Below are 20395 nucleotides of genomic sequence, written 5' to 3' on the forward strand. Positions count from 1 at the left end.
TACAGCCCTTGGTTTTTTTTATGCCCTTTGAAAACTTTTAAAAATAAAGAAAAAATTATGATACAATATACAAATGTTTTGAGAGATTGACAAAGGAAAGGTGGGAACGATATGCTGCATAATCCGACCGGTAAGGAGCGGCTTGCGCTGGCTTTTCTACTCGGAATGCTTGCGATACTGGGGCCGCTCAATATAGATATGTATCTGCCGAGCTTCCCTGAAATCGCCGAAGATTTAAGCGCCCGCGCTTCGCTTGTCCAGCTCAGTTTAACCGCTTGTCTGATCGGACTGACAATCGGACAGGTTGTTGTCGGCCCGTTAAGTGACGCGAAGGGAAGAAGAAAACCGTTATTGCTATGTATTTTTTTATTTGCTTTGTTTTCTCTGTTTTGCGCGCTTGCACCGAACATTTCAACACTGGTGATTGCCCGTTTTCTTCAAGGATTCACCGCTTCGGCGGGACTCGTTTTATCCCGTGCAATCGTCAGAGATGTGTTTACGGGGAGAGAGCTTTCTAAATTTTTCTCGCTGCTGATGGTTATTACCGCCGTCGCGCCGATGGTGGCGCCGATGACGGGAGGCGCGATTTTATTGCTTCCGTTTGCATCATGGCATACGATTTTTCTGTTTTTAACCTTTATCGGGTTTTTGCTTGTTCTCATCATTGCGCTCAAGTTGACAGAAACCCTGCCGCCGGAAAAGCGGATTCCGAGCTCCATCGGAAATTCCGTGCGGACAATGGGAAGCCTGCTGAAGGATCGGTCATTTATCGGCTATGCGCTGACGGTCGGTTTTATTCACGGCGGGAGCTTTGCGTATGTCTCCGGAACGCCTTTTGTGTATCAGGATATTTACGGAGTATCGCCTCAGGTATTCAGTGTTTTATTCGGCATAAACGGTCTGGCGATCATTACCGGAAGCTTTATCATCGGCCGTTTCGGCGGGATTATTCACGAAAAAAGCCTGCTGAGAATCGGCGTGATTATAGCGATGACGGCGACTGCCGTTCTGCTCGTCATGACGATCATTCACGGGCCGCTGGCGGCACTGGTGATTTCCATTTTTATTTATATGATTACGATCGGCATGACGCTGACAAGCACCTTTACATTGGCGATGGAAAAGCAGGGACACCGCGCGGGAAGCGCAAGCGCACTGCTCGGCATGCTTCCGCTTCTTCTCGGTTCCATCGTGTCGCCGCTTGTGGGGATGAATGAAGCGACGGCCGTGCCGATGGGGGCAATTATGTTCACGACATCCGTTATCGGTTCCATCGCTTTTTTCGCCTTAACAACAAAACCGGAGAAAGCAAAAAAGGAGTGAAATGATTCACTCCTTTTTTTGATGCCCGCTATTCATATTTCTTCAGCACGATCGCCGAATTATGTCCGCCAAAGCCGAATGAGTTGGAAAGGCCGATCGTTAACGATTGATGGCGGGGCCCGTCTGGCACATAGTCCAAATCACATGCCGAATCAGGGTGCTGCAGATTGATCGTCGGCGGGATGATGCCGTGTCTCAGGCTTTCTGTCAGAGCGATGGCTTCAACGCCGCCTGCCGCGCCAAGCATGTGGCCGAGCATTGATTTGTTGGCCGTAACCGGAATGTCATACGCAAGCTCCCCGAATAATGTCTTGATGGCCAATGTTTCAGAAAGATCTCCGGCTTTTGTGCTTGTCGCGTGGGCGCTTACGACATCAATGTCTTCCGCTGAAACGTTCGCCTTTTTCAAAGCGTTTTTCATCGCCAGGTATGCGCCCGTCCCTTCCGGATGGGAGGCCACCATATGATACGCGTCAGAGCTTGCGCCGTAGCCGAGCACCTCACAAAGGATCGGGGCATTTCTGCCGATTGCGCTATCCAATGATTCCAATACTAAGATGCCTGCGCCTTCACTCATGACAAACCCATCGCGATCCGCGTCAAACGGCCGGCTTGCCGCGGCGGGGTCTTCGTTTCTCGCTGACAGCGCGTGGGCATTGCCGAAGCTGGCTAATGACAAATTCGTAATCGCCGCTTCCGCTCCCCCGGCAAACATAATATCCGCGTCATCATTCCGAATGGCGTTGAATGCTTCCCCGATCGACGTATTGCCGATGGAACACGCGGTGACGGGCGAAAGTGAGGGGCCGAGCGCGCCTAATCTGATGCTGATTTGAGCGGCGGCCGCGTTTGAGATCATCATGGGGACAAGGCTCGGGCTCACTTTTCGCGCTCCCCGTTCATTTAAAGTATGAACGTTATCAATCAAAGTCGTGATGCCGCCGATTCCCGAGCCGACGTACACGCCGAGGCGTTCACGGTCAATCTGATCGAGCTGAATCCGGGAGCTTTCAAGCGCCTGTTCCGCTGCCGCTAAAGCAAACTGGCTGAAACGGTCAAGCCGTCTCGCTTCTTTTCTGCCCCATCTTTCTTCGGCGTCAAAATCACGGACGGTGCCGGCTATTTTTGTCTTGGAGCCGGAGACATCAAACGAATCGATGAGAGAGATTCCCGATGTTCCTTCCGTCAGGTGTTTCCAAAATGTATGCACATCATTGCCGAGAGGTGAAATCACTCCCATTCCGGTGATCACAACTCTTTTCATGGTCATTCCTCCTTCGGTATGTATTTATTGTAACTTGCAATTATCCTATTACAAGTTGTTGATTATCCTAGTATAATGAATACCAGGGTAAGAGAGGAGAGATTCGGTATGATACCAGAAGGAAGATTGCAGGCGCTCTCAGAGTTTTTAAAAACGCAGCGGGCCAAAATTTCTCCGCAGATGGCCGGGCTGCCGATGGGCACACGGAGAAGAACGCCCGGACTCCGAAGAGAAGAGGTCGCGCAATTAGCCGGCGTAAGCACCACGTGGTATACGTGGCTGGAGCAGGGCAGAGACATTAAAGTGTCCGCAGCCGTGTTGGACGCGGTTTCCGATGCGCTGCAGCTCAATAAAGATGAGAGAAATTATTTATACGCGCTTGCCATTGAGGAGGGCGTGAAGCAGCCGTTTACCGCGGAGGAAGAAGCGGTTATCAGCCCGTCGCTTTCAAAAATCCTGCAGGAGCTCCGTTATTGTCCCACCATTATCTCGGACAGGCGGTGTCATATCGTAGGATGGAATCAGGCCGCGGCTCACGTGTTTTTAGATTTTGAACAAATTCCTCCTGAAAAACGGAATCTCATAGAGCTATTGTTTTCCAGAAAAGAATTAAGAAGTTTAGCCGTGAACTGGGAGCACTTTGTGAAAGGATTCATCGCCATTTTCAGAACGTATTACGGCCAGTATGTAGCTGATACGTGGTATTCTCAGTTTATAGAAGAAATGGAGAAAACGTATTCGGAATTTCATACGCTGTGGAATGAGAGCGAAGTCAGCTCGGCACCCGAAGTATTAATTGAGTTCCGCCATGCGAAGGCGGGAAAAATGGTCTTTAACCTGACTTCATTTCAGGTTCAGGGTAACAGTGATCTGCGCTGCAGTGTGTATACGCCGGTAGATCATACCGAAACGGAAGCAAAGCTGAAAAAGCTCTTCGAAAACAGGTGAAGAACAGAAAAAAACGGGAGGCCGCCGCCTCCCGTTTCAGTTTAAAATAAAAGCATCAAACCGGCGATGGCCGGTGTTAAAAAGATGGCTGATTTCAGAATGACTTTCGGCACGAGGTTGGTGAATTTTGCTCCGACATATGCGCCGCACATCGTTCCGATCAGCACTTTGACCAACAGCATATAATCGACAAATCCTTCCGTCACATAACCGAGTCCTCCGCCGACCGCAAGCGGGATAATGACAAGCATGGTGGTGCCGACCGACTGGCGGATGGATAAGCGCAAAAGAATCATTAAGCCGATTTGGATAAAAGGAGCAGAGCCGATACCGAACGTTCCGGACAAGATTCCTGCGATGATACCGAGTACAACGGCTTTCACCCATATGTTCAGGTTGCTTTGCCGTCCAGAATCTTCTTGTGTTTCTTTTACAATAAATAACCGGACTAAAATAAGCAGAGCAGATAAAAACAGCATGCCGGCCGTCAAGTAATGCAGCAAATCTGCGGGGATAAGGGAAGTAAGCCTTGCCCCGAAAAACGAACCGAATGCCGCAAAAACGCCGACGATGAGGCCGATCTTCATCTGAATATTGCCTTCACGGTAGTGGCTGAAAGCACCCGATAAACTTGTGAAAGCCATTCCGGCGAGGGAGGTGCCCAAAGCCGTATGAATCGGTACGTGAAACAGTATAGTTAAAAGTGCAATGACAAAACCGGCTCCCCCCGCGCCGATAAACCCGAGAATAATCCCGAGAAGAAACATAACGAGTATAATAAGCACAATCTTCTCCTCCATTTAGATACCTGATCACCATGTTCAGATCCGCTTTATCAGGTTTTTAACAATCGACCGTAGTCCGTCGACCGTCGTCCAATATCTTTATGTTACCTCAAATTTAAGGGATTGGCAAGAAGACGAATCGCTTTTATACAGAGGGTTTACAGCTCTTTCACCATCACTTTTTCTCCGTTTGAGTCCAGCTCTCCATTGAATAAGAAGCCGAATTTTTGATAAAGCCGCAATGCGTGCACGTTATCTTCAAACAGGCTTAAATAAATCCGTCTGCAATCATATATTCGAACGAGATGGCGGATAAGGGCATCAAGCAACAGCCTGCCCAATCCACGTCCCTGATAATGTTCATCAATAAAAAAACGGTCAAGCCACACTCTGCCGTTTTCATTTTCCTCATCATATTCCGGAAACCATCCGTACATGGCAAAGCCGACCAATACCTCGTTAACATAAAGACCGGCCGGCTGATAATGCCGGCAATCCTCAGCATCTTGTAAGCACTCTTCCGCGGTTTCAATAAATGAAGTCTGGCTTTCCCTTACATGAAGCGCCAGTATATCGGCACGGTTCTCTTCCGTGACTGCTCTGATTTCAATCGTCATACTTGATACTCCTCTTCCGCTTTTTTCTGAGACGGTAAAGCTTTCATTTCGTAAGCCATTTGTGAATCAGCCTTCTCTCGGATACAATGATCATCATAAAGGATATGGTTACCGTATAGTCAAGGAGGCATTATGAGCGAAGACGTCAGAAAATACTTCACAACGGGTGAATTTGCAAAACTGTGCCACGTAAAAAAACAAACCCTGTTCCATTATGACGAGATCGGCCTGCTTTCTCCGGAAATCAAAAAAGCGAACGGATACAGATACTATTCCTATCATCAATTCGAACTGTTCCAGGTCATCGGTCTGTTTAAGGAGGTCGGGGTGTCCTTGAAGAAGATCAAACCGCTCTTAACAGACAAAACCCCCGAGGGTGTCATCACGCTTTTAAAAGAGAAATCTTCAGAAATCGAAAGCAAAATCAAAAAGCTGGAGCACCTGCAAAGAATGATTCAGACAAAGGTGAAGCTGACCGAACAAGCCTTGGAGACAGACTTTTCCTCCATCTCATTGCAACGATTAGATGAAGAGACACTTATGATAGGACGACCCGTACTCCATTTGCCAGAACGGCAATACACTGCCGCCATTTCCGAATTGATCCGCTATATGCGGGTACATGAACTCGATCAGGGACATCCGGTCGGCGGACTGTTTGCGCGGGAGCAGATTCTGAAAAAAGAATTCTACAACTACACCCATTTTTATATGAAGACAGAAGGAGGCATAGAGAATAGAGACCTCCATATCAAGCCGAAAGGGCTTTATGCCGTCGGGTACCAAATAGGGGATGAAGCGGAAGCGGCTTACCGCAGCATCATGCAGTTTATTGAAGAGTATGGGCTGGAAATGGGCGATTATGCATATGAAGAATATATGCTTGATGAGGTTGTGGCGGACGGGTTTGACAATCAGATCACAAGAATCCAGCTGGAAGTCCGCAATCGATAAAGCCGATGCCGCCGTTCATTTACGTCTTCTGACAAACCTTGTATAATGAGAAAAATCAGATTGCAATTGAGGTGAAAAACGATATGTTTCTAGCGCCCTTATTTGAACATGATGTACCGGCAGCACTTCTCCGCCCTTAATGGAGGAAAGTGACTGCGCTTCTCTCCGTTAGGGCATATGACGTGACCTAATATGATAACGGAGGGTGCATCAATTGAAAAATACATTGTTCGGTTCGATTTATTTGGCATTGGCCGCCAGTATCTGGGGCGGTATGTATGTCGTCGTAAAAGTAGTGGTAGCGGTCATTCCGCCGCTTGAACTGGTATGGCTGAGATATGCGGTGGCGCTTCTTTCACTTTTGATTCTCAGTTTATTTACACGCCAATCCTGGAAAGTTCTTAAACGTGATTTATTACTGATCGCTGCGATCGGATTGATCGGCAACACGGTTTCGATCGTTACGCAGGAAATCGGCACGAAATTATCAACCGCGCAGATGGGTGCGATTATTACGGCATCCACTCCCGCATTTATGGTTGTATTTGCCCGGCTGATGCTGAAAGAACGGTTAACGCTGAAAAAAGGAATATCGACAGGGCTGGCGACGATCGGAGTATTGCTCATTGTGGGGAACGGAGATCTCGATATGTCGAGCCAGCTCGGCGGTCTCTCGCTTCTGGCTGCGGCGCTGACATGGGCTTTGATGTCCGTGCTGATGAAACGGGTTCCCGGCCATTACTCCCCGCTTGTCGTCACAACGTATTCCATTTGCGTCGCATTTGTCATCCTGACCCCGTTTACAGCGGGCCCGCTTCGGGAGATTCCTTTGTCTCAGCTTGCCCGGCCTGAGATATGGGGCGGACTTTTATATCTGGGTGTGATCTCAACCGCCTGCGCGTTCATGCTTTGGAATCGCGGATTGCAATTGCTGAATGCGGCAAGCGGCGGTCTGTTTTTCTTCTTTCAGCCGCTTTCCGGGACATTGCTCGGCTGGCTGCTGTTGGGAGAGTCGATCGGAGGAACCTTCTGGATCGGGGCGGCCCTTATTGTTTCAGGCGTCGTTCTCGTCATGAAAGAAAAATAGAAAATGAAAAAAAGCCATTCAGCAAATGAATGGCTTTTTTCTGATTTCCCGGCAGGATTCGCTCCGCCATAAACAGAAAACAAGGAGCAGAAACGGATCATGGGCACCGGTACTCTCAAGGTGCAATTCGGGGTTTCGTCAATTAACATAAGGCGGTGAAAAAATGGAGCCAAAATGGCTTGAATGGGCAAAACAGCTTCAATCCGCGGCGCAAGCGGGGCTGGCTTATTCCAAAGACATATATGATATTGAGAGATTTGAAGAAATAAGAAAAATAAGCGTGGATATCATGGCGCATCATACCGGCATCGACAAAAGGATCATCAAAGACGTATTCGCCGGTGACACGGGCTATCCCACTCCGAAAGTTGATATCAGAGCGGCAGTTTTTAAAGATCAGAGTATATTAATGGTAAGAGAGAAAAGCGACGGCAGATGGGCGCTGCCGGGCGGATGGGCTGATATCGGGATTTCACCGGGCGAGACCGCTGTCAAAGAAGTAAAAGAGGAGTCGGGAATCGACGTAAAGCCCGTTAAACTGTTAGCTGTAATGGATAAGAAATGCCATTCCCATCCGCCGTCCGCCGCCCACGTTTACAAAGTGTTTATCAAATGCGAGATCATCGGCGGCCGGCTCAGAGAGGGAACGGAAACAAGCGCGGCCGGCTTTTTTGCGGAAACGGAACTGCCGCCGCTATCTGCCGCCCGCAATACGGTAAGTCAGATTGAAAAGATGTTTGCATATCTCAAACATCCGGATGAACCCGTTTATTTTGATTAAGGCAGCAAGCAGAAAGAAAAGGGGGCCCAAGTATAATGGAGGATTCAATTAAACAGCAGGCGCAGCGGCAATTTGCCAAAAACGCCGCGAAATATGTGACTAGTCCCGGACACGCCGCAGGAGAGGATTTGGCGTATCTCATTTCAGCTTCCGGTGCCGAAAAGCATATGGACGTGCTGGATATCGCGACGGGAGGTGGACATACGGCTAACGCTCTCGCTCCTCTCGTACGCTCTGTTATCGCATATGACCTCACGGAAGAAATGTTAGCAGCCGCTGAAGCATTTATAACCGGAAACGGATGGACGAACGTGTCATTCGAAAAAGGCGATGCTGAAAAGATGCCGTTTTCCGATGCTGCTTTCGATATCGTCACATGCAGAATCGCGGCGCATCATTTTCCCGATGTCAGAGCCTTTGTTCATGAAGCGTTTCGGGTTGTCAAACCGGGCGGCAGACTGCTTCTCATTGACAATACCGCACCTGAAAAGAATGAATATGACCATTTTTATAATGACATTGAAAAGAAACGGGATCAGAGCCACTTTCGGGCGTGGAAAAAAACAGAATGGCTTCGTTTTCTGGAGACAGCCGGCTTCCGGATGGAATCCGCTGTCTGCTTTTTGAAACCATTTCAATTTACCGTCTGGTGTGAACGGGCAGGCCTGACTGAAGAGAAAGCCGCATTACTGGAAAAACAGATGCTGGATGCTCCTCGTGATATACAGCGGTTTTTTTCTGTAGAAAAGGATCAATCAGGCCGTATTGCGGGCTTCACAGGTGAATCGGCCTGTTTCTGCGCGCTCCGTCCCGTCTGAGACGAAAAAACCGCTGTGCAGTTTTCCTGCCCGCGGTTTTTTCGTCTTATCTGTTCTTGATTTAAGAAATAATGGCGGATGGGGCGTCCTCCGTTGAATGCTTTCCGCCGGCATCAGGAGTCAGAATGCCGCTGTTTGTGACCGTTTCAATAGATTGTAAGAGGAGATGGCCCAGTTCCTCTTCTCCGAATGAATCGAGCATTAATTTCGCCGTCCATATTTGGCCTATAGGATTGGCAATTCCTTTTCCGACAATATCCGGGGCGGAGCCGTGAACAGAAGGATATTTGCCGTTTACATTGATGTTGGCTGCGGGAGCGATTCCGACGCTTCCCATAATCGCCGCGCCGATATCTGTCAGCACATCTCCGAACAGATTCGAAGCGACAATGACATCAAAGCGTTCCGGCTGCGTGACAAAGAAGGCCGCCAGTGCATCGATGTGCTGGGAATCCGTCTCAATCCCGGCGTACTCCCGGCTGACCTCTTTAAAGATGTCATCCCAGAACGGCATCGAGTGAACAATACCGTTTGATTTCGTCGCGCTTGTGACGTGTTTCCGCCGATTGAAACAAGTTTGTTTGAATGCTGACTGAGTGAGTCAACTCCTTAATCCTCCCTGCAATCCGCATACCGTTGACTCACGCTAGGAACGCATCATCACACAGGATCCCATGCAGATCGATTTCCACTTCAGTTTTCCTTTTTCATTTTGCACATTTCTCTTGTAATAAAAAAAGCAGGCCATCGCCTGCTCATTATGTATTACTTAGTCTTATCTATATTTATATTTTACTCCAGATACCTTAGTAGATGCATTTGACCACTTATAAACGGTAACCGTGTAAGAAATCTCTAAACCCTTTTTCTTAGAATTAGCAGTTTTAAAAGGCTTAATCATATTATTAGCTCCTACTTGATACATTAAAACACTTAAACCAGTAGAAGGGTGTACCAACCCAATAATATAACCGAGAATAAGCCCTTTATTAGACCCCATGCTGTTATATCTAGAAACCACTTTTTTTACCTGATTTTTTGTGTAATAAACCTTTACCCTTTTTTTAAGAAGAACATCATTATCACACTGAGTCCCAAGATTTGTCCGTCGACAAGCTGCTTCAGAACTTGGAGCGAAAGCAGACAACACAGTAGCGAGAATACACCCCGCTATAAATAATTTAGTAACCTTCTTTAACACTTTTTTCTCTCATCACCTTTACTCCGTTTCGCAATGCTATAAATCACTAATGCACCAACGAATATAGCAAACAAAACAGTTAATAATACATTACTCAAGTCAAATACAGAATTAAGTAATAATACTATAATTATATATAATATCAAAAAAAAGTAAAATATTTTTTTCATATTTTTTACCTCTCTAACTTTTTTGTGTAAAGACATATTTGCGGATATAAGATGCCAATAGACCGTCTTCAATCGACCTGTCTTGTAGGTATATCCTCTTTTTTCACCACAATTAAAGGAGGGGTTACCGTTTCCTTGCAGTTCCCCTGCTGCGTCTTGACATACAATTTTCTCTCTCTATCTCTTGAAAAAATTGTAATATTTCTTTGTCAAAACCCCAGCCGAACGCTGCCGGTTCGAAAACAGATCACTCATTCCGTACTCCGCCGGGAAAAGATCGCGTATTGAATGGCGATTTCATCTTCACCCTGATAGATGCTGCTGCCGACAGAGCTGTACTCACCTTCCCGGACGATTAACAGATCAAAATCGGGGATGTGGTTCCCGGCGTATCTTGATGGGCAGTCCCCGCCGCTCCCAAAAACAAAGCATCAAAGTGCTGTAACGTTTCTCATCCATCATCCGGCATCATATTCCCGTGCTCCAAATAATACTCGCAGCTCCACGGAAAAGAAGTGAAATCAAAGGCAATGCCTCCATGTAATTCGGCGATCGCGTTCAACACCCGTTCCGCTTGCGGAACTGTTTCTTTCCCCACACCGTCCCCCGGTATGCTGACAATCTAGTATGTCTTCATGTTTCCGTCACCTCCGAATGAATTGTTTTCGGTTTACGGAATACCCTCGACCAACTATACTTCCATATTACGGCACCTCCGTTATGCTGACAAGCTCGGGAATGTTGCTTCCATAGATAAACTGTTATATGATCTTGGTAACAATAAGGCCTAAATTGTATGAAGAGGTAGGAAAGATGGATAATTTTAAATTAGATAAGCCAATCCCGTATTATCTGCAATTTTATTCCCAATTGAAAAAAATGATATTTGACGGGATTTTTAAACCGGGTGAACGGCTGAATGAGACTCAGCTGGCTAAGGATTTCGGAGTCAGCCGGTCGCCGGTCAGAGAAGCCATGCGGCTCCTTGAAAAGGACGGGCTTCTGACGGCAGACGATCGAAACGGCTTTGTCATTTATTCTTTGTCCGTTAAGGATGTTGAAGAGATTTATCAAATCAGAATGTCACTTGAATCACTGGCGGTCGAACTGGTTATTGATGAAGCGGCTGAGAGTGAAATTGACCTCATTGAAAAACAGCTGCGGGAGACGGAAGAAGCCATCAATAAAGGCGTCAAAGAGACTGAGATTATTTCCTTAAACGAGTCGTTTCATCGGCTTCTTGTGGATTTCAGCCGCAACAGCCGGCTGGCCATGCTGCTTGAGCATGTCAATGTGCTGATTCATTTTTGCAGAGTTCTTAATTTTAAAGGAGATGACCGTGCGGAGGTTATCCTGCATGAGCACCGGAAAGTCTTTGAAGAAATAAAAAAGGGCGATAAAACAAAAGCCGTGCAATATATGACGGAACATCTCAAGCATGATGAAGAACATCTGAAAGGTGTGCTCAAAGCGGGAGAAACAGACGAATCATCACGATAGACAAGGTGAAAAGCCTTGTCTTTTTTTGCCGATGTCATCGAACCGTCATAAAGACCTGACGGATGTTCCTTGCATGATTTTTTCCGCGTCATTTATGATGGATATGGAAGAGACGCAAAAAAGGCAAAGGAGTTTGAAAAATGGCGAAACATATTCTGATGATCAATTTTCCCGCAGAAGGACACGTAAACCCGACTTTGGGTATGACAAAGGCCTTCAGCGAACGGGGCGATCACGTTCATTATATCTCAACGGAAAAATACAAAAGCAGACTGGAAGGAGTAGGAGCGAAAGTTCACCTTCACAGCGATCTGCTCAGAATGACACCCATTGATCCCGGCAGTCCGTCCGGCATACTTGCATTTTTAAAGGTTCATATCAAAACGTCACTGGAGATTTTACATATTGTGCAGCGGCTGGCAGAGGACATTCAATTCGACGCCGTCTATTATGATAAATTCGGTGCGGGAGAGCTGGTGCGGGATTATCTCAACATTCCCGGCATCTCTTCTTCAGCATCCTTCCTGTTCAATGAAGACCGTCTGAAAATACTGCCGCTCCATCCGGAATCGGGCGTGCCGTTTCAGCCGGACAGGGAATGTGAAGAGCTGTTGGCCGAGATGAAAGACAAATACGGTGTCGCCCCTGACAGCATGGTTCAATTTATGAACAACACAGGTGAATTGAACGTCGTCTATACAAGCAGATATTTTCAGCCCGAAAGTGAGACATTCGGAGATGAGTATTTATTTATCGGTCCGAGTTTTCCGAAGAGAAAAGGGCGCGTCGACTTCCCGATTGACTCATTAAAGAATGAAAAAGTCATTTATATCTCAATGGGAACGGTGCTCGGGGACACGGAAGCGTTTTTCAATCTGTGCATAGACGCGTTCTCAGATTTTGAAGGAAAAGTAGTCATTGCCGCCGGGGAAAAAGCCGATCTGTCGAAAATCAAACAGGCGCCGGAAAACTTTATCATCGCCCCGTACGTGCCGCAGCTTGAAGTGCTGGAGCAGGCCGACGTGTTTGTCACGCATGGCGGAATGAACAGTGTAAATGAAGGCATTCATTATCAAGTGCCGCTGGTCGTTATTCCGCATGATAAAGACCAGCCGATGGTTGCGCGCCGCCTGACTGAATTGGATGCAGGCTATACAGTGCAAAAAGATGAAGTGAGCGCTGAAAAGGTAAAGCTTGCCGCGGAAGAAGTGCTGCATAACGGAAAATACAAACAAGGCATTCAAGCCATTAATGAAAGCTTTAAAGAATGTATGGACATGGAAGATGTTCTGGCCCGGATCGACCGGTTTATTGAACAAAAACATGCTCAATAATACATGGAAAAAGCCTGTTTCCTCTGCCAAAGGGAAACAGGCTTTTTATAATGGCTTTTAGATGATGTGATGTTCTTCATTTGCAAGTTTCACAAGAGTCAGAAGAGATTCTGCCTCACGTGCGTCGAGTGTTTTTGCCAGACGGTCTTTTTCAAAGATCTGCTGGCCGAAGACATTCACTGACGCCTGGTCAACCGCCGTGTGCCAGTTCTTTTGTGAATGATTCTCAGAAAAAGAGAAAACAAACACGGCAAAGACCGCTATAAGCATCGCCATGACCCAAAATTTTTGCCGATTTCCTGCTGCTGACATAGGCCGCCTCCTAACGTTCATTTTACTGGTATTAGATCATATATGAGCTGTTTTTCATAGAGTAAAGAAGTCATTATTTCAGGTAGTCCAAATGAAACGGAGCACAGCCGAAAGCCCGCCGGTCAGGCCGATGAGCCAATTCATATTTTGTTCATATTTTATTAAAAGTTTATCCAAGCCTGTCCTTTACAGTGGATATAACCACAAAACGCTGCTGAAAGGGGCCTTGAAAAATGCATATTCATATGATCAACAAAAACCAGTTTGAGAGTGACTTGGAGGCGGCCGGCTTCATCCGTCAGGCAGATGATATTATCGGCAAAATGAAAGAATACGTAACGGAATACGCGGCTTCATCCGAACGGTTTCTGATTGAAATTCAAACCGTCATGAACGAATACAAAGCCGTCGTCTGTGCGATGTTTTCGACTATGGAAATTGCCGGTGCAAAAAAAGACGAGAAGCATGTTGAGTTCGAAGCCTGCACAGTATGGTGCGAATAAAAGACCTTCATCAAACCCCCGCGGCTGCCTGAACGGCAGTTTACTGACTGGTGTTCCAGTAAGGAAAAATATTGAAACTTCTAAAGCGGCTGTTCGTATAAAAGAGTAAATCAGCTTGTATATGGAGGTTCGTGAAATGAACGATAAGAAAAAACAAGCTTTTGAACAGCTTTTCAGCACTTTAGACGGAAGACATGAAATAAACGGAGCTGTATTGGCAGCGGAAAACGGCCGCATCTTATATCAGGGTTCATTCGGCGCTGCAGAACTGAAAACAAAGAGGATGCTGAATGACCAATCGGTCTTTGAATTGGCCTCAGTATCGAAGCCGTTTACAGCTTTAGGCGTTATCATTTTAGAGCAGCAAGGGAAGCTGCGTTATGACGATATGATAGAGCGGTGGCTTCCTGATTTTCCTTATCCGGGCATTACCATTCGGCATTTACTCCATCATACGTCAGGATTGCCGGACTATATGGAGTTATTTTTAACACATTGGGACCGGGACAGAATTGCCGTTAATCAAGATGTGATCGATATGCTTAAGCAGCATAAACCGGATGCTTATTTCCCGCCGGGCAAGGATTGGCTTTACAGTAATACGGGGTATGCGGTGTTAGCGGTTATTATAGAAATTGTATCAGGCATGAGTTTTGCTGAATTTATGAAACAAGCCGTATTTCATCCGCTTCGTATGCATGATACGCGGATTTATAACAGAAGGCTGAGTAAAGAAAACATTCCGAACTATGCATATGGCTATGTGTATGATGTTCATTCCGGAGAATATGTGCTGCCGGATGAACTTGAGGAAACCGATTATGTCGTCTTTCTTGACGGGATTCAAGGTGACGGAACCGTTAACTCCACTATTAGAGATTTATATCTGTTTGATCAGGCTCTTTATACGGAAGAAATCATCGGCAAAGAGTCTAAAGATCAAGCGTTTACGCCGGGCTATTGGAATGAAGAAGAGCAATTCGGATACGGATTTGGCTGGATGATTCAAAACAGCCGCCAAAAAGGGAAGGTTATCAGTCACGACGGAGGCTGGCCGGGCTATTCAACTCTGATGATCCGGTATATTGACCAGAACAAAACACTGATTTATCTCAGCAATATGGAACAATCGTATCAATTTGAACAAGCTGTGATTGCCGCGGCCGTAAACATCTTATTTGATCAGCCATACGTGATTCCGAAACGTCCGGCGGATCAGAAAAAAGCAGATATCGATCCTGCGATTTACAGCAGATTTACCGGCAATTACTCATTTCAGGATGACACACATGCATCGGTGACGGTAAAAGAAAACCGATTGTATCTTACAATAGACGGGCAGACACCATTCGAATTATTCCCAATGACGGAAACCCGTTATTTTGTCAGGGCGCTGCCGCTTGAAATTGAATTTGCAGGTGATAAAGCACAAACAGCCCCGCATTTCGTTTTATATCAGGACGGCACAGAAGAAACGGCTTTGCGGATAGACTGAGTGACATGCAAAACAAAACCGCCGTCCTGAGAAGACGGCGGTAATAGAGAAGTCAAACCCCTTTGATGACGCGAAATTTTCTTTTCGGCTCTGACATAAATATAGAAGAAAAAATCATAGCTCCGACCATTGTGATGTATTCCATATAAAGCGAAACTTCTGCCAAAACCAACCCCGCAATCATTAAAACAGCGCCCAATACCACCGCAAAAACCTTCGTTTTCATGATGAGTTCCCCCTATTATCTGATAATTGAATTATACTGCATCTCTATTAATGTGTACATTTTGTGAACAATTTCACCTGATAAAAGGCAATAAAGAGAGAGTTGAAGAATTAGGAGAAATGACAGGCCATCTTTTTGTTTTACCGAAGAAACGAAAGGGAAAATGAAAAATCAAAAAGGCAAAGGAGTTCTTGAAATGAAAGCGAGACTATTTTTATTCAGCATGTTTCTCCTGATCCCCGTTCTGGCGCTTGCCGGATGCAACAGCCAATCTTCAGGAGGAAGCGAAAAAGCGAAAGACAAAGAAACGCACTCTCACGAAGACATGAATCACTCAGGTTCATCCGAGGTGCCGAAAGGTTTAAAGAAGGCCGAAAATCCGACTTATAAAGTCGGCAGTGACGTCATGATTTTAGCTTCTCATATGAAAGGCATGAAAAATGCGCAAGGAACCGTAAAAGGTGCTTATGATACAACGGTTTACAGTGTATCTTACACTCCGGAAACGGGAGGAAAGCGCGTCGAAGATCACAAATGGGTCATTCAGGAAGAGCTGAAGGGCGCCGGTGATCAAACGTTAAAACCGGGTGACAAGGCCGTGATCGAGGCATCCCATATGAAAGGCATGAAGGGTGCCGAAGCCGTTATTGATTCAGCCAAAAAGACAACCGTTTATATGGTCGACTATACACCGACTGACGGCGGCCAAAAAGTAACCAATCATAAATGGGTGACAGAAGACGAGCTTGCTGCCGCAAAATAAAAAGACCGCCAAAGCCGAAGGAACTCCTTTGGCTTTTTTGCGGTCTCACATTTATGCGGATTTTCTTTTCAAGGCAGGTCTCGTTAAAGAGAATACAGCTAACGCGACAGCGATAATGACAATCAAACCGCCGCACCAGGCTGTTGCTGTGACAGAACCGGTTTGTCCGATCACGCCGCCGCCGATGGCTGACCCGAGCGCGATGCCGATCTGCAAAGCGGACGTGTTGAAGCTTTGCTGAATATCGGAAGACTCAGGCGCAATTTTGATTAAATAGCTTTGCTGCGCCGGCGCAAGGCTCCAGCTGAGCAATCCCCAGATCACCATCGCAGGCAGGAAAATGATTAAAGAAACCGTTGTCAGCGGAAGAATAAACAGGATCAGAGCGAAAGAAACGGTCACAAGCATGATGCTTTTAAATGCTCCTAAACGGTCATACAGCCAGCCTCCGAACGGGCCGCCGCATACCGCTGACAGACCGAACAAAAAGTAGCATACACTGACCCAAACGGAACTCAAATGAAGCGTTCTTTCCAAAAAAGGCGCAAAGTAGGCATAGAGTGTGTAATGCCCCGCCAATGTAAACAAGGTGACAAGATGTGCGCTGGCAATTTTGGCGGTCCCGATCGTCTTGATCTGCTCACGAAACGGAATCATTTTTTCAGCAGGTATTTTTTCAAAAAAGACGCTGATAATCAGCATGGAAACGAGAGATAATACGCCGATTCCCAAGAACAGAACACGCCATCCGAAGGCATTGCTGATGATAATACCGACAGGCACGCCTAAAGCGATTGCGGAGCTGAACCCCATGAAAATGATGCCGATCGCCCGCGCTCTGTATTCAGGCGCCACGATTTTAGGAGCAATCGTTAAAGAAAGGACGACAATCAGCCCTGTGCTCATGGAAGCGAGCACCCGTGACACCATAAGTACGGCGAAATTGGGACTGAAATAAGCGACCAGATTACTTAGGAAGAAAATAAACAGTGCGATTAAATAAAGCCGCTTTCGTTCAGCCTTTGCCGTCACTGCCAAAAGCAGCGGGCCGGATACCGCGTAACCGAGCGCAAACACGCTGATCAGCTGCCCCGCGCTGACGATGGATATATCTAAGTCGGAAGCGATTTGCGGAAGAATACCGCCCACAATTAATTCAACCAATCCGACTGCGATGGTAGATGCTGCAAGCAGAAATACTTTGAAATTCATGTACAGATACTCCTTTTTTTATTTTTTAGAAAATAAAAAATCCTGATTACAAAAAGTGTACGGGACAATTTTTGTAATCAGGATTTTACGGTTCCTGGTAGACACCCTCAAACCATATCATTGAGGTTATACAATGTATGCAATATTCGGCTGTGTCCGTTTCTGCAAAAAATTCTACCATAATAGTGAGGGAGATTCCATAGAAAATTCGAGGAAATCCTTTCAATTTCAATATCGGTGGCTGTAACGTCATTGATGAAGCAGGGAAAAAAATTTATGATAACCGTAAGGAGTCTATACAGATCAAACATTATACAGCCGGAGGAAACCGATGAATAAGTACGAAAAAATCGCCAACGAAATGAGAAAGAGGATTAAAAGCAGTGTATATGACATAGATCAGCCGATCCCGGATGAAAAGACGCTCGCTGCGGAGTTCGGGTGCAGCCGGATGACGATGAAGCGGGCGCTTGATACACTTGCGGCTGAAGGGATGCTTTTCAGAAAAAGAGGGCACGGCACATTTATCATCCAATCAGCCATGCAGGATGAGCACGTTCACGTAGTCAGCAACGAAATTCTCGGCTTGAGCAATTTGTTAAAAGGCAAAAATATCAAGAGCAAGGTCATCCGGTTTGAAGTGCAGTTTCCGTCTCAAGATGTCGCCGCACATTTGGCCATCGATGAAAAGACTCCCGTCTATTATGTAGTGAGGCTCAGAATTGTTGAAGGCGAACCGTACGTTCTTGAAAAAACATACATGCCGGCGAGCCTTATACCCGGCATTAATGACGAGGTGCTCAACCATTCCATCTACGATCATATTACGCGGGAACTGCAGCTCAAAATCGCAGGCTCACACAGAAAAATCAGAGCGTGCAAGTCGGATGACATGGATCAGCAATATCTCGGCTGCCGGCCGGATGACCCGATACTTGAAGTCGAGCATGTAGGCTTTTTGGACAACGGCACTCCCTTTGAATATTCATTTTCCCGCCACCGTCATGACAAGTTTGTCGTGACCTCAGTCAATATAAAACGTTCATAAAAGCGCCGAAGAGTGAGAGAAAAACTCACTCTTTTTTTGTTGCCGCTGATTTACATCGTAGCTTCTTTTATGTTATATTACCCAATGATAGAATCATCCTACAAATTTCAGAGGTGTTTTGATGGAGATATCCAAAACAAGCAGACTGTCGCTCGTAGAACAAGTGGTGGCGCAAATTGAATCGTTAATTCAATCGGATAAATGGCCGGTCGGGACGCGCATTCCCCCTGAGCTGGATTTAATGAAGCAATTTGATGTGAGCCGAAACACGTTGCGTGAGGCCATTCGGGCGCTCGTACATGCCGGCCTGCTGCAGACAAGGCAGGGGAGCGGTACGTATGTCAGCTCATCCAGTGTTCTCGGCGCGGCATTTTACCGCCATATTAAAAAATCAAATTTGCTTGAAACATTAGAAGTCAGATACGCACTCGAAAGAGAAGCTGCACGATTGGCGGCGGAAAGGCGTAATGACGAAGACCTGAAAGCACTGAAGGCATGCTTGGATGAATGTGAAGCGGCCTTGCAAAATGAAGATCGAAAACGGTATGCCGAAGCCGACATTAAGCTGCACAAAACAATTGTACAGGCGGCCCATAACAACATGCTTTCTGATCTATACGAGCATATGACGGAGGCGCTTTGTGCGTCAGTCCATAACCTGTTGGAAATCACCCCTGCTATCCGGATCCACACCCAGCTTGCCGCCGCGATTATCGGACAGAAACCGGATCAGGCCATGGAGGCCGTCAACCAATACATCACAGTATTTAAAGATACAATACACATGGAGGATGAACATGAAAATTGAAGACGAACATCAAATTCTGCAAGCAAGTCATCGTAAAAAACTGATATTGCTGGTCATCGGAGTCATATTGATAGGGGCCAACCTCAGAGCGCCTCTGACATCGGTCGGGCCGCTCGTTTCCTCAATTCGGGACAGCCTCGGCATGACCAATGCGGCTGCCGGCACCATTACGACAGTGCCGCTTTTGGCCTTTGCATGTCTGTCGCCGTTTGTTCCATTATTGTCCCGGCGCTTCGGGACCGAGATTGTCTTACTGTCATCATTAATTGTCCTGACAGCCGGAACTCTGCTGCGCTCCATCGCCGGAATCGGCACTCTCTTTTTCGGAACGATCCTGTTGGGATTGTCGATCGCCGTATGCAACGTCCTGCTGCCGAGTCTCATTAAACATAAGTTTCCCGGAAATTTAGGCATCATGACCGGCGTCTACTCGGTTTCTATGAATCTGTGCGGCGCGATTGCATCCGGCATCAGCGTGCCGATCGCCTCTTCAGCGGGGTTAGGTTGGAAAGGCGCGCTCGGCTGCTGGGCTATCCTTTCTTTTATTGCGTTCGTCATGTGGATTCCGCAAATGCGAGGACGCGAACTGCCCGTCCGTACGACTGGGACAAACGGAGAGAAGAAAAACAGTCTGATGCGGTCTCCGCTGGCTTGGAAGGTGACGATGTTCATGGGGCTGCAATCCCTTATTTTTTACACCGTCATCGCCTGGCTGCCGGAAATTCTTCAGCAGAATGGACTCAGCTCAAGTAAGGCGGGATGGATGCTTTCATTAATGCAATTCTCAGTCCTGCCGATTACTTTTATTGTGCCGATCGCTGCCGCTAAAATGAAAAATCAGCGCGCACTCGCCGGACTGACGGCTTTATTTTTCCTTATCGGCATTGCCGGCGTTCTTTTCGGAAGCCCGGCTCTCACTCCGCTATGGGTCATTTTGATCGGAATTGCGGGAGGCTGTGCGTTCAGTCTGGCGATGATGTTCTTCAGCCTGCGGACCCGGCATGTTCATGAAGCCGCGGCGCTTTCCGGCATGGCCCAGTCATTCGGATACCTGCTTGCCGCGTTCGGGCCGCTTGTATTCGGTTTGCTGCATGACATCACGCACGGCTGGACGGTTCCGTTATTCATGCTGATCGCAGTCTCCGTTCTGATCTTCATTTTCGGAGTCGGAGCGGGAAAAGCGGAACAGATCAAAACAGCATAAAAAAACAAAGGGCCCGTTTAGGGTCCTTTGTTTTTTGTTTAA

General features: G+C 46.8%; 21 protein-coding genes, 2 pseudogenes and 1 riboswitch. Of the genes and pseudogenes, 14 read left to right on the plus strand and 9 right to left on the minus strand.

The window, feature by feature from the left end; all coding sequences use genetic code 11:
* Positions 1–111: 111 nt before the first annotated feature.
* Entirely contained in the window at positions 112–1323 is a 1212-nt protein-coding gene (locus tag ACWJJ4_RS13475; RefSeq protein WP_454021697.1) for a Bcr/CflA family efflux MFS transporter, read from the plus strand.
* Positions 1324–1351: 28 nt separating this feature from the next.
* On the opposite strand, the gene fabF is transcribed toward ACWJJ4_RS13475, so the two are convergent.
* A complete protein-coding gene (gene fabF, locus ACWJJ4_RS13480; RefSeq protein ID WP_101562772.1) occupies positions 1352–2587 on the minus strand; it encodes a beta-ketoacyl-ACP synthase II in 1236 nt (411 codons plus the stop codon).
* 108 nt (positions 2588–2695) lie between these two features.
* Between fabF and ACWJJ4_RS13485 the strand changes: the two genes are divergently transcribed.
* Positions 2696–3535 carry a helix-turn-helix transcriptional regulator gene (locus ACWJJ4_RS13485; RefSeq protein ID WP_014417044.1) on the plus strand — a complete coding sequence of 280 codons (840 nt, stop codon included), beginning with the start codon at positions 2696–2698 and terminating at the stop codon, positions 3533–3535.
* Between the two features lie 41 nt (positions 3536–3576).
* Here ACWJJ4_RS13485 and ACWJJ4_RS13490 read toward each other — a convergent pair whose 3' ends face one another.
* Together ACWJJ4_RS13490 and ACWJJ4_RS13495 are read right to left on the minus strand one after the other, a co-directional pair.
* Positions 3577–4320, minus strand: coding sequence for a sulfite exporter TauE/SafE family protein (locus ACWJJ4_RS13490; protein ID WP_044803008.1), 744 nt, complete (start codon positions 4318–4320; stop codon positions 3577–3579).
* A 158-nt stretch (positions 4321–4478) separates the two neighbouring features.
* On the minus strand, positions 4479–4937 hold the full coding sequence (locus ACWJJ4_RS13495) for an N-acetyltransferase family protein (RefSeq protein ID WP_454021698.1): 459 nt from the start codon (positions 4935–4937) through the stop codon (positions 4479–4481).
* A 132-nt stretch (positions 4938–5069) separates the two neighbouring features.
* Here ACWJJ4_RS13495 and ACWJJ4_RS13500 point away from each other — a divergent pair, with 132 nt between their 5' ends.
* From ACWJJ4_RS13500 to ACWJJ4_RS13515, 4 genes are all read left to right on the plus strand, one after another.
* Positions 5070–5891 (plus strand): MerR family transcriptional regulator, encoded by an 822-nt coding sequence (locus tag ACWJJ4_RS13500; RefSeq protein WP_454021699.1) that lies wholly within the window; start codon positions 5070–5072, stop codon positions 5889–5891.
* Between the two features lie 214 nt (positions 5892–6105).
* Positions 6106–6978, plus strand: a complete 873-nt coding sequence (locus ACWJJ4_RS13505; RefSeq protein WP_278071617.1) for a DMT family transporter — start codon at positions 6106–6108, stop codon at positions 6976–6978.
* A gap of 163 nt (positions 6979–7141) precedes the next feature.
* Positions 7142–7759 carry an NUDIX hydrolase gene (locus ACWJJ4_RS13510; protein ID WP_071392080.1) on the plus strand — a complete coding sequence of 206 codons (618 nt, stop codon included), beginning with the start codon at positions 7142–7144 and terminating at the stop codon, positions 7757–7759.
* A 35-nt stretch (positions 7760–7794) separates the two neighbouring features.
* Positions 7795–8577, plus strand: coding sequence for a class I SAM-dependent methyltransferase (locus ACWJJ4_RS13515; protein ID WP_156735863.1), 783 nt, complete (start codon positions 7795–7797; stop codon positions 8575–8577).
* Positions 8578–8638: 61 nt separating this feature from the next.
* Here ACWJJ4_RS13515 and ACWJJ4_RS13520 read toward each other — a convergent pair.
* From ACWJJ4_RS13520 to ACWJJ4_RS13530, 3 genes and pseudogenes are all read right to left on the minus strand, one after another.
* Positions 8639–9145: pseudogene (locus ACWJJ4_RS13520) on the minus strand (isocitrate/isopropylmalate family dehydrogenase); the annotation flags it as partial.
* 207 nt (positions 9146–9352) lie between these two features.
* A complete protein-coding gene (locus tag ACWJJ4_RS13525) occupies positions 9353–9778 on the minus strand; it encodes a hypothetical protein (RefSeq protein ID WP_020955408.1) in 426 nt (141 codons plus the stop codon).
* A 424-nt stretch (positions 9779–10202) separates the two neighbouring features.
* Positions 10203–10570 (minus strand): annotated as a pseudogene (locus ACWJJ4_RS13530) (isocitrate/isopropylmalate family dehydrogenase); the annotation flags it as partial.
* Positions 10571–10761: 191 nt separating this feature from the next.
* On the opposite strand from ACWJJ4_RS13530, the gene ACWJJ4_RS13535 reads away from it, so the two are divergent.
* Positions 10762–11448 (plus strand): GntR family transcriptional regulator, encoded by a 687-nt coding sequence (locus ACWJJ4_RS13535; protein ID WP_060386780.1) that lies wholly within the window; start codon positions 10762–10764, stop codon positions 11446–11448.
* Positions 11449–11588: 140 nt separating this feature from the next.
* Complete coding sequence (locus ACWJJ4_RS13540) at positions 11589–12782, plus strand: macrolide family glycosyltransferase (RefSeq protein ID WP_070081443.1); 1194 nt, start codon at positions 11589–11591, stop codon at positions 12780–12782.
* Positions 12783–12839: 57 nt separating this feature from the next.
* On the opposite strand, the gene ACWJJ4_RS13545 is transcribed toward ACWJJ4_RS13540, so the two are convergent.
* Positions 12840–13094 (minus strand): hypothetical protein, encoded by a 255-nt coding sequence (locus ACWJJ4_RS13545; protein WP_015416933.1) that lies wholly within the window; start codon positions 13092–13094, stop codon positions 12840–12842.
* Positions 13095–13327: 233 nt separating this feature from the next.
* Between ACWJJ4_RS13545 and ACWJJ4_RS13550 the strand changes: the two genes are divergently transcribed.
* Positions 13328–13597, plus strand: coding sequence for a hypothetical protein (locus tag ACWJJ4_RS13550; protein WP_015416934.1), 270 nt, complete (start codon positions 13328–13330; stop codon positions 13595–13597).
* A 136-nt stretch (positions 13598–13733) separates the two neighbouring features.
* Positions 13734–15092: a serine hydrolase gene (locus tag ACWJJ4_RS13555; RefSeq protein WP_015416935.1), complete on the plus strand. Its 1359-nt coding sequence runs from the start codon at positions 13734–13736 to the stop codon at positions 15090–15092.
* A gap of 52 nt (positions 15093–15144) precedes the next feature.
* Here ACWJJ4_RS13555 and ACWJJ4_RS13560 read toward each other — a convergent pair whose 3' ends face one another.
* A complete protein-coding gene (locus ACWJJ4_RS13560) occupies positions 15145–15318 on the minus strand; it encodes a hypothetical protein (RefSeq protein ID WP_003156030.1) in 174 nt (57 codons plus the stop codon).
* Between the two features lie 196 nt (positions 15319–15514).
* Between ACWJJ4_RS13560 and ACWJJ4_RS13565 the strand changes: the two genes are divergently transcribed.
* Positions 15515–16081: a YdhK family protein gene (locus ACWJJ4_RS13565; RefSeq protein WP_070082687.1), complete on the plus strand. Its 567-nt coding sequence runs from the start codon at positions 15515–15517 to the stop codon at positions 16079–16081.
* Between the two features lie 51 nt (positions 16082–16132).
* Here the strand turns inward: ACWJJ4_RS13565 and ACWJJ4_RS13570 are convergent, their stop codons facing one another.
* A complete protein-coding gene (locus ACWJJ4_RS13570; RefSeq protein ID WP_007409299.1) occupies positions 16133–17293 on the minus strand; it encodes an MFS transporter in 1161 nt (386 codons plus the stop codon).
* Positions 17294–17347: 54 nt separating this feature from the next.
* Positions 17348–17447: riboswitch (purine riboswitch) on the minus strand.
* Between the two features lie 177 nt (positions 17448–17624).
* Here ACWJJ4_RS13570 and ACWJJ4_RS13575 point away from each other — a divergent pair.
* The 3 genes from ACWJJ4_RS13575 to ACWJJ4_RS13585 all read left to right on the plus strand — a co-directional run bounded on the left by ACWJJ4_RS13575 (position 17625) and on the right by ACWJJ4_RS13585 (position 20353).
* Entirely contained in the window at positions 17625–18341 is a 717-nt protein-coding gene (locus tag ACWJJ4_RS13575; RefSeq protein ID WP_007409298.1) for a GntR family transcriptional regulator, read from the plus strand.
* Positions 18342–18462: 121 nt separating this feature from the next.
* Positions 18463–19149, plus strand: a complete 687-nt coding sequence (locus tag ACWJJ4_RS13580) for a FadR/GntR family transcriptional regulator (protein ID WP_003156026.1) — start codon at positions 18463–18465, stop codon at positions 19147–19149.
* The gene (locus ACWJJ4_RS13585) at positions 19139–20353 is read left to right on the plus strand and encodes a CynX/NimT family MFS transporter (protein ID WP_015416938.1); all 1215 of its coding nucleotides are present in this window, start codon (positions 19139–19141) and stop codon (positions 20351–20353) included. The genes ACWJJ4_RS13580 and ACWJJ4_RS13585 overlap by 11 nt, the downstream gene beginning before the upstream one ends.
* Positions 20354–20395: the final 42 nt, after the last annotated feature.

It is taken from the genome of Bacillus sp. JK62, assembly GCF_053663455.1.

Excerpts from the sequence above, each read along its gene's own strand:
- ACWJJ4_RS13475 (WP_454021697.1), top strand. The coding sequence starts at position 112 with ATGCTGCATAATCCGACCGGTAAGGAGCGGCTTGCGCTGGCTTTTCTA.
- fabF (WP_101562772.1), bottom strand. The coding sequence starts at position 2,587 with ATGAAAAGAGTTGTGATCACCGGAATGGGAGTGATTTCACCTCTCGGC.
- ACWJJ4_RS13485 (WP_014417044.1), top strand. The coding sequence starts at position 2,696 with ATGATACCAGAAGGAAGATTGCAGGCGCTCTCAGAGTTTTTAAAAACG.
- ACWJJ4_RS13495 (WP_454021698.1), bottom strand. The coding sequence starts at position 4,937 with ATGACGATTGAAATCAGAGCAGTCACGGAAGAGAACCGTGCCGATATA.
- ACWJJ4_RS13500 (WP_454021699.1), top strand. The coding sequence starts at position 5,070 with ATGAGCGAAGACGTCAGAAAATACTTCACAACGGGTGAATTTGCAAAA.
- ACWJJ4_RS13510 (WP_071392080.1), top strand. The coding sequence starts at position 7,142 with ATGGAGCCAAAATGGCTTGAATGGGCAAAACAGCTTCAATCCGCGGCG.
- ACWJJ4_RS13515 (WP_156735863.1), top strand. The coding sequence starts at position 7,795 with ATGGAGGATTCAATTAAACAGCAGGCGCAGCGGCAATTTGCCAAAAAC.
- ACWJJ4_RS13535 (WP_060386780.1), top strand. The coding sequence starts at position 10,762 with ATGGATAATTTTAAATTAGATAAGCCAATCCCGTATTATCTGCAATTT.
- ACWJJ4_RS13540 (WP_070081443.1), top strand. The coding sequence starts at position 11,589 with ATGGCGAAACATATTCTGATGATCAATTTTCCCGCAGAAGGACACGTA.
- ACWJJ4_RS13545 (WP_015416933.1), bottom strand. The coding sequence starts at position 13,094 with ATGTCAGCAGCAGGAAATCGGCAAAAATTTTGGGTCATGGCGATGCTT.
- ACWJJ4_RS13550 (WP_015416934.1), top strand. The coding sequence starts at position 13,328 with ATGCATATTCATATGATCAACAAAAACCAGTTTGAGAGTGACTTGGAG.
- ACWJJ4_RS13555 (WP_015416935.1), top strand. The coding sequence starts at position 13,734 with ATGAACGATAAGAAAAAACAAGCTTTTGAACAGCTTTTCAGCACTTTA.
- ACWJJ4_RS13560 (WP_003156030.1), bottom strand. The coding sequence starts at position 15,318 with ATGAAAACGAAGGTTTTTGCGGTGGTATTGGGCGCTGTTTTAATGATT.
- ACWJJ4_RS13565 (WP_070082687.1), top strand. The coding sequence starts at position 15,515 with ATGAAAGCGAGACTATTTTTATTCAGCATGTTTCTCCTGATCCCCGTT.
- ACWJJ4_RS13570 (WP_007409299.1), bottom strand. The coding sequence starts at position 17,293 with ATGAATTTCAAAGTATTTCTGCTTGCAGCATCTACCATCGCAGTCGGA.
- ACWJJ4_RS13575 (WP_007409298.1), top strand. The coding sequence starts at position 17,625 with ATGAATAAGTACGAAAAAATCGCCAACGAAATGAGAAAGAGGATTAAA.
- ACWJJ4_RS13580 (WP_003156026.1), top strand. The coding sequence starts at position 18,463 with ATGGAGATATCCAAAACAAGCAGACTGTCGCTCGTAGAACAAGTGGTG.
- ACWJJ4_RS13585 (WP_015416938.1), top strand. The coding sequence starts at position 19,139 with ATGAAAATTGAAGACGAACATCAAATTCTGCAAGCAAGTCATCGTAAA.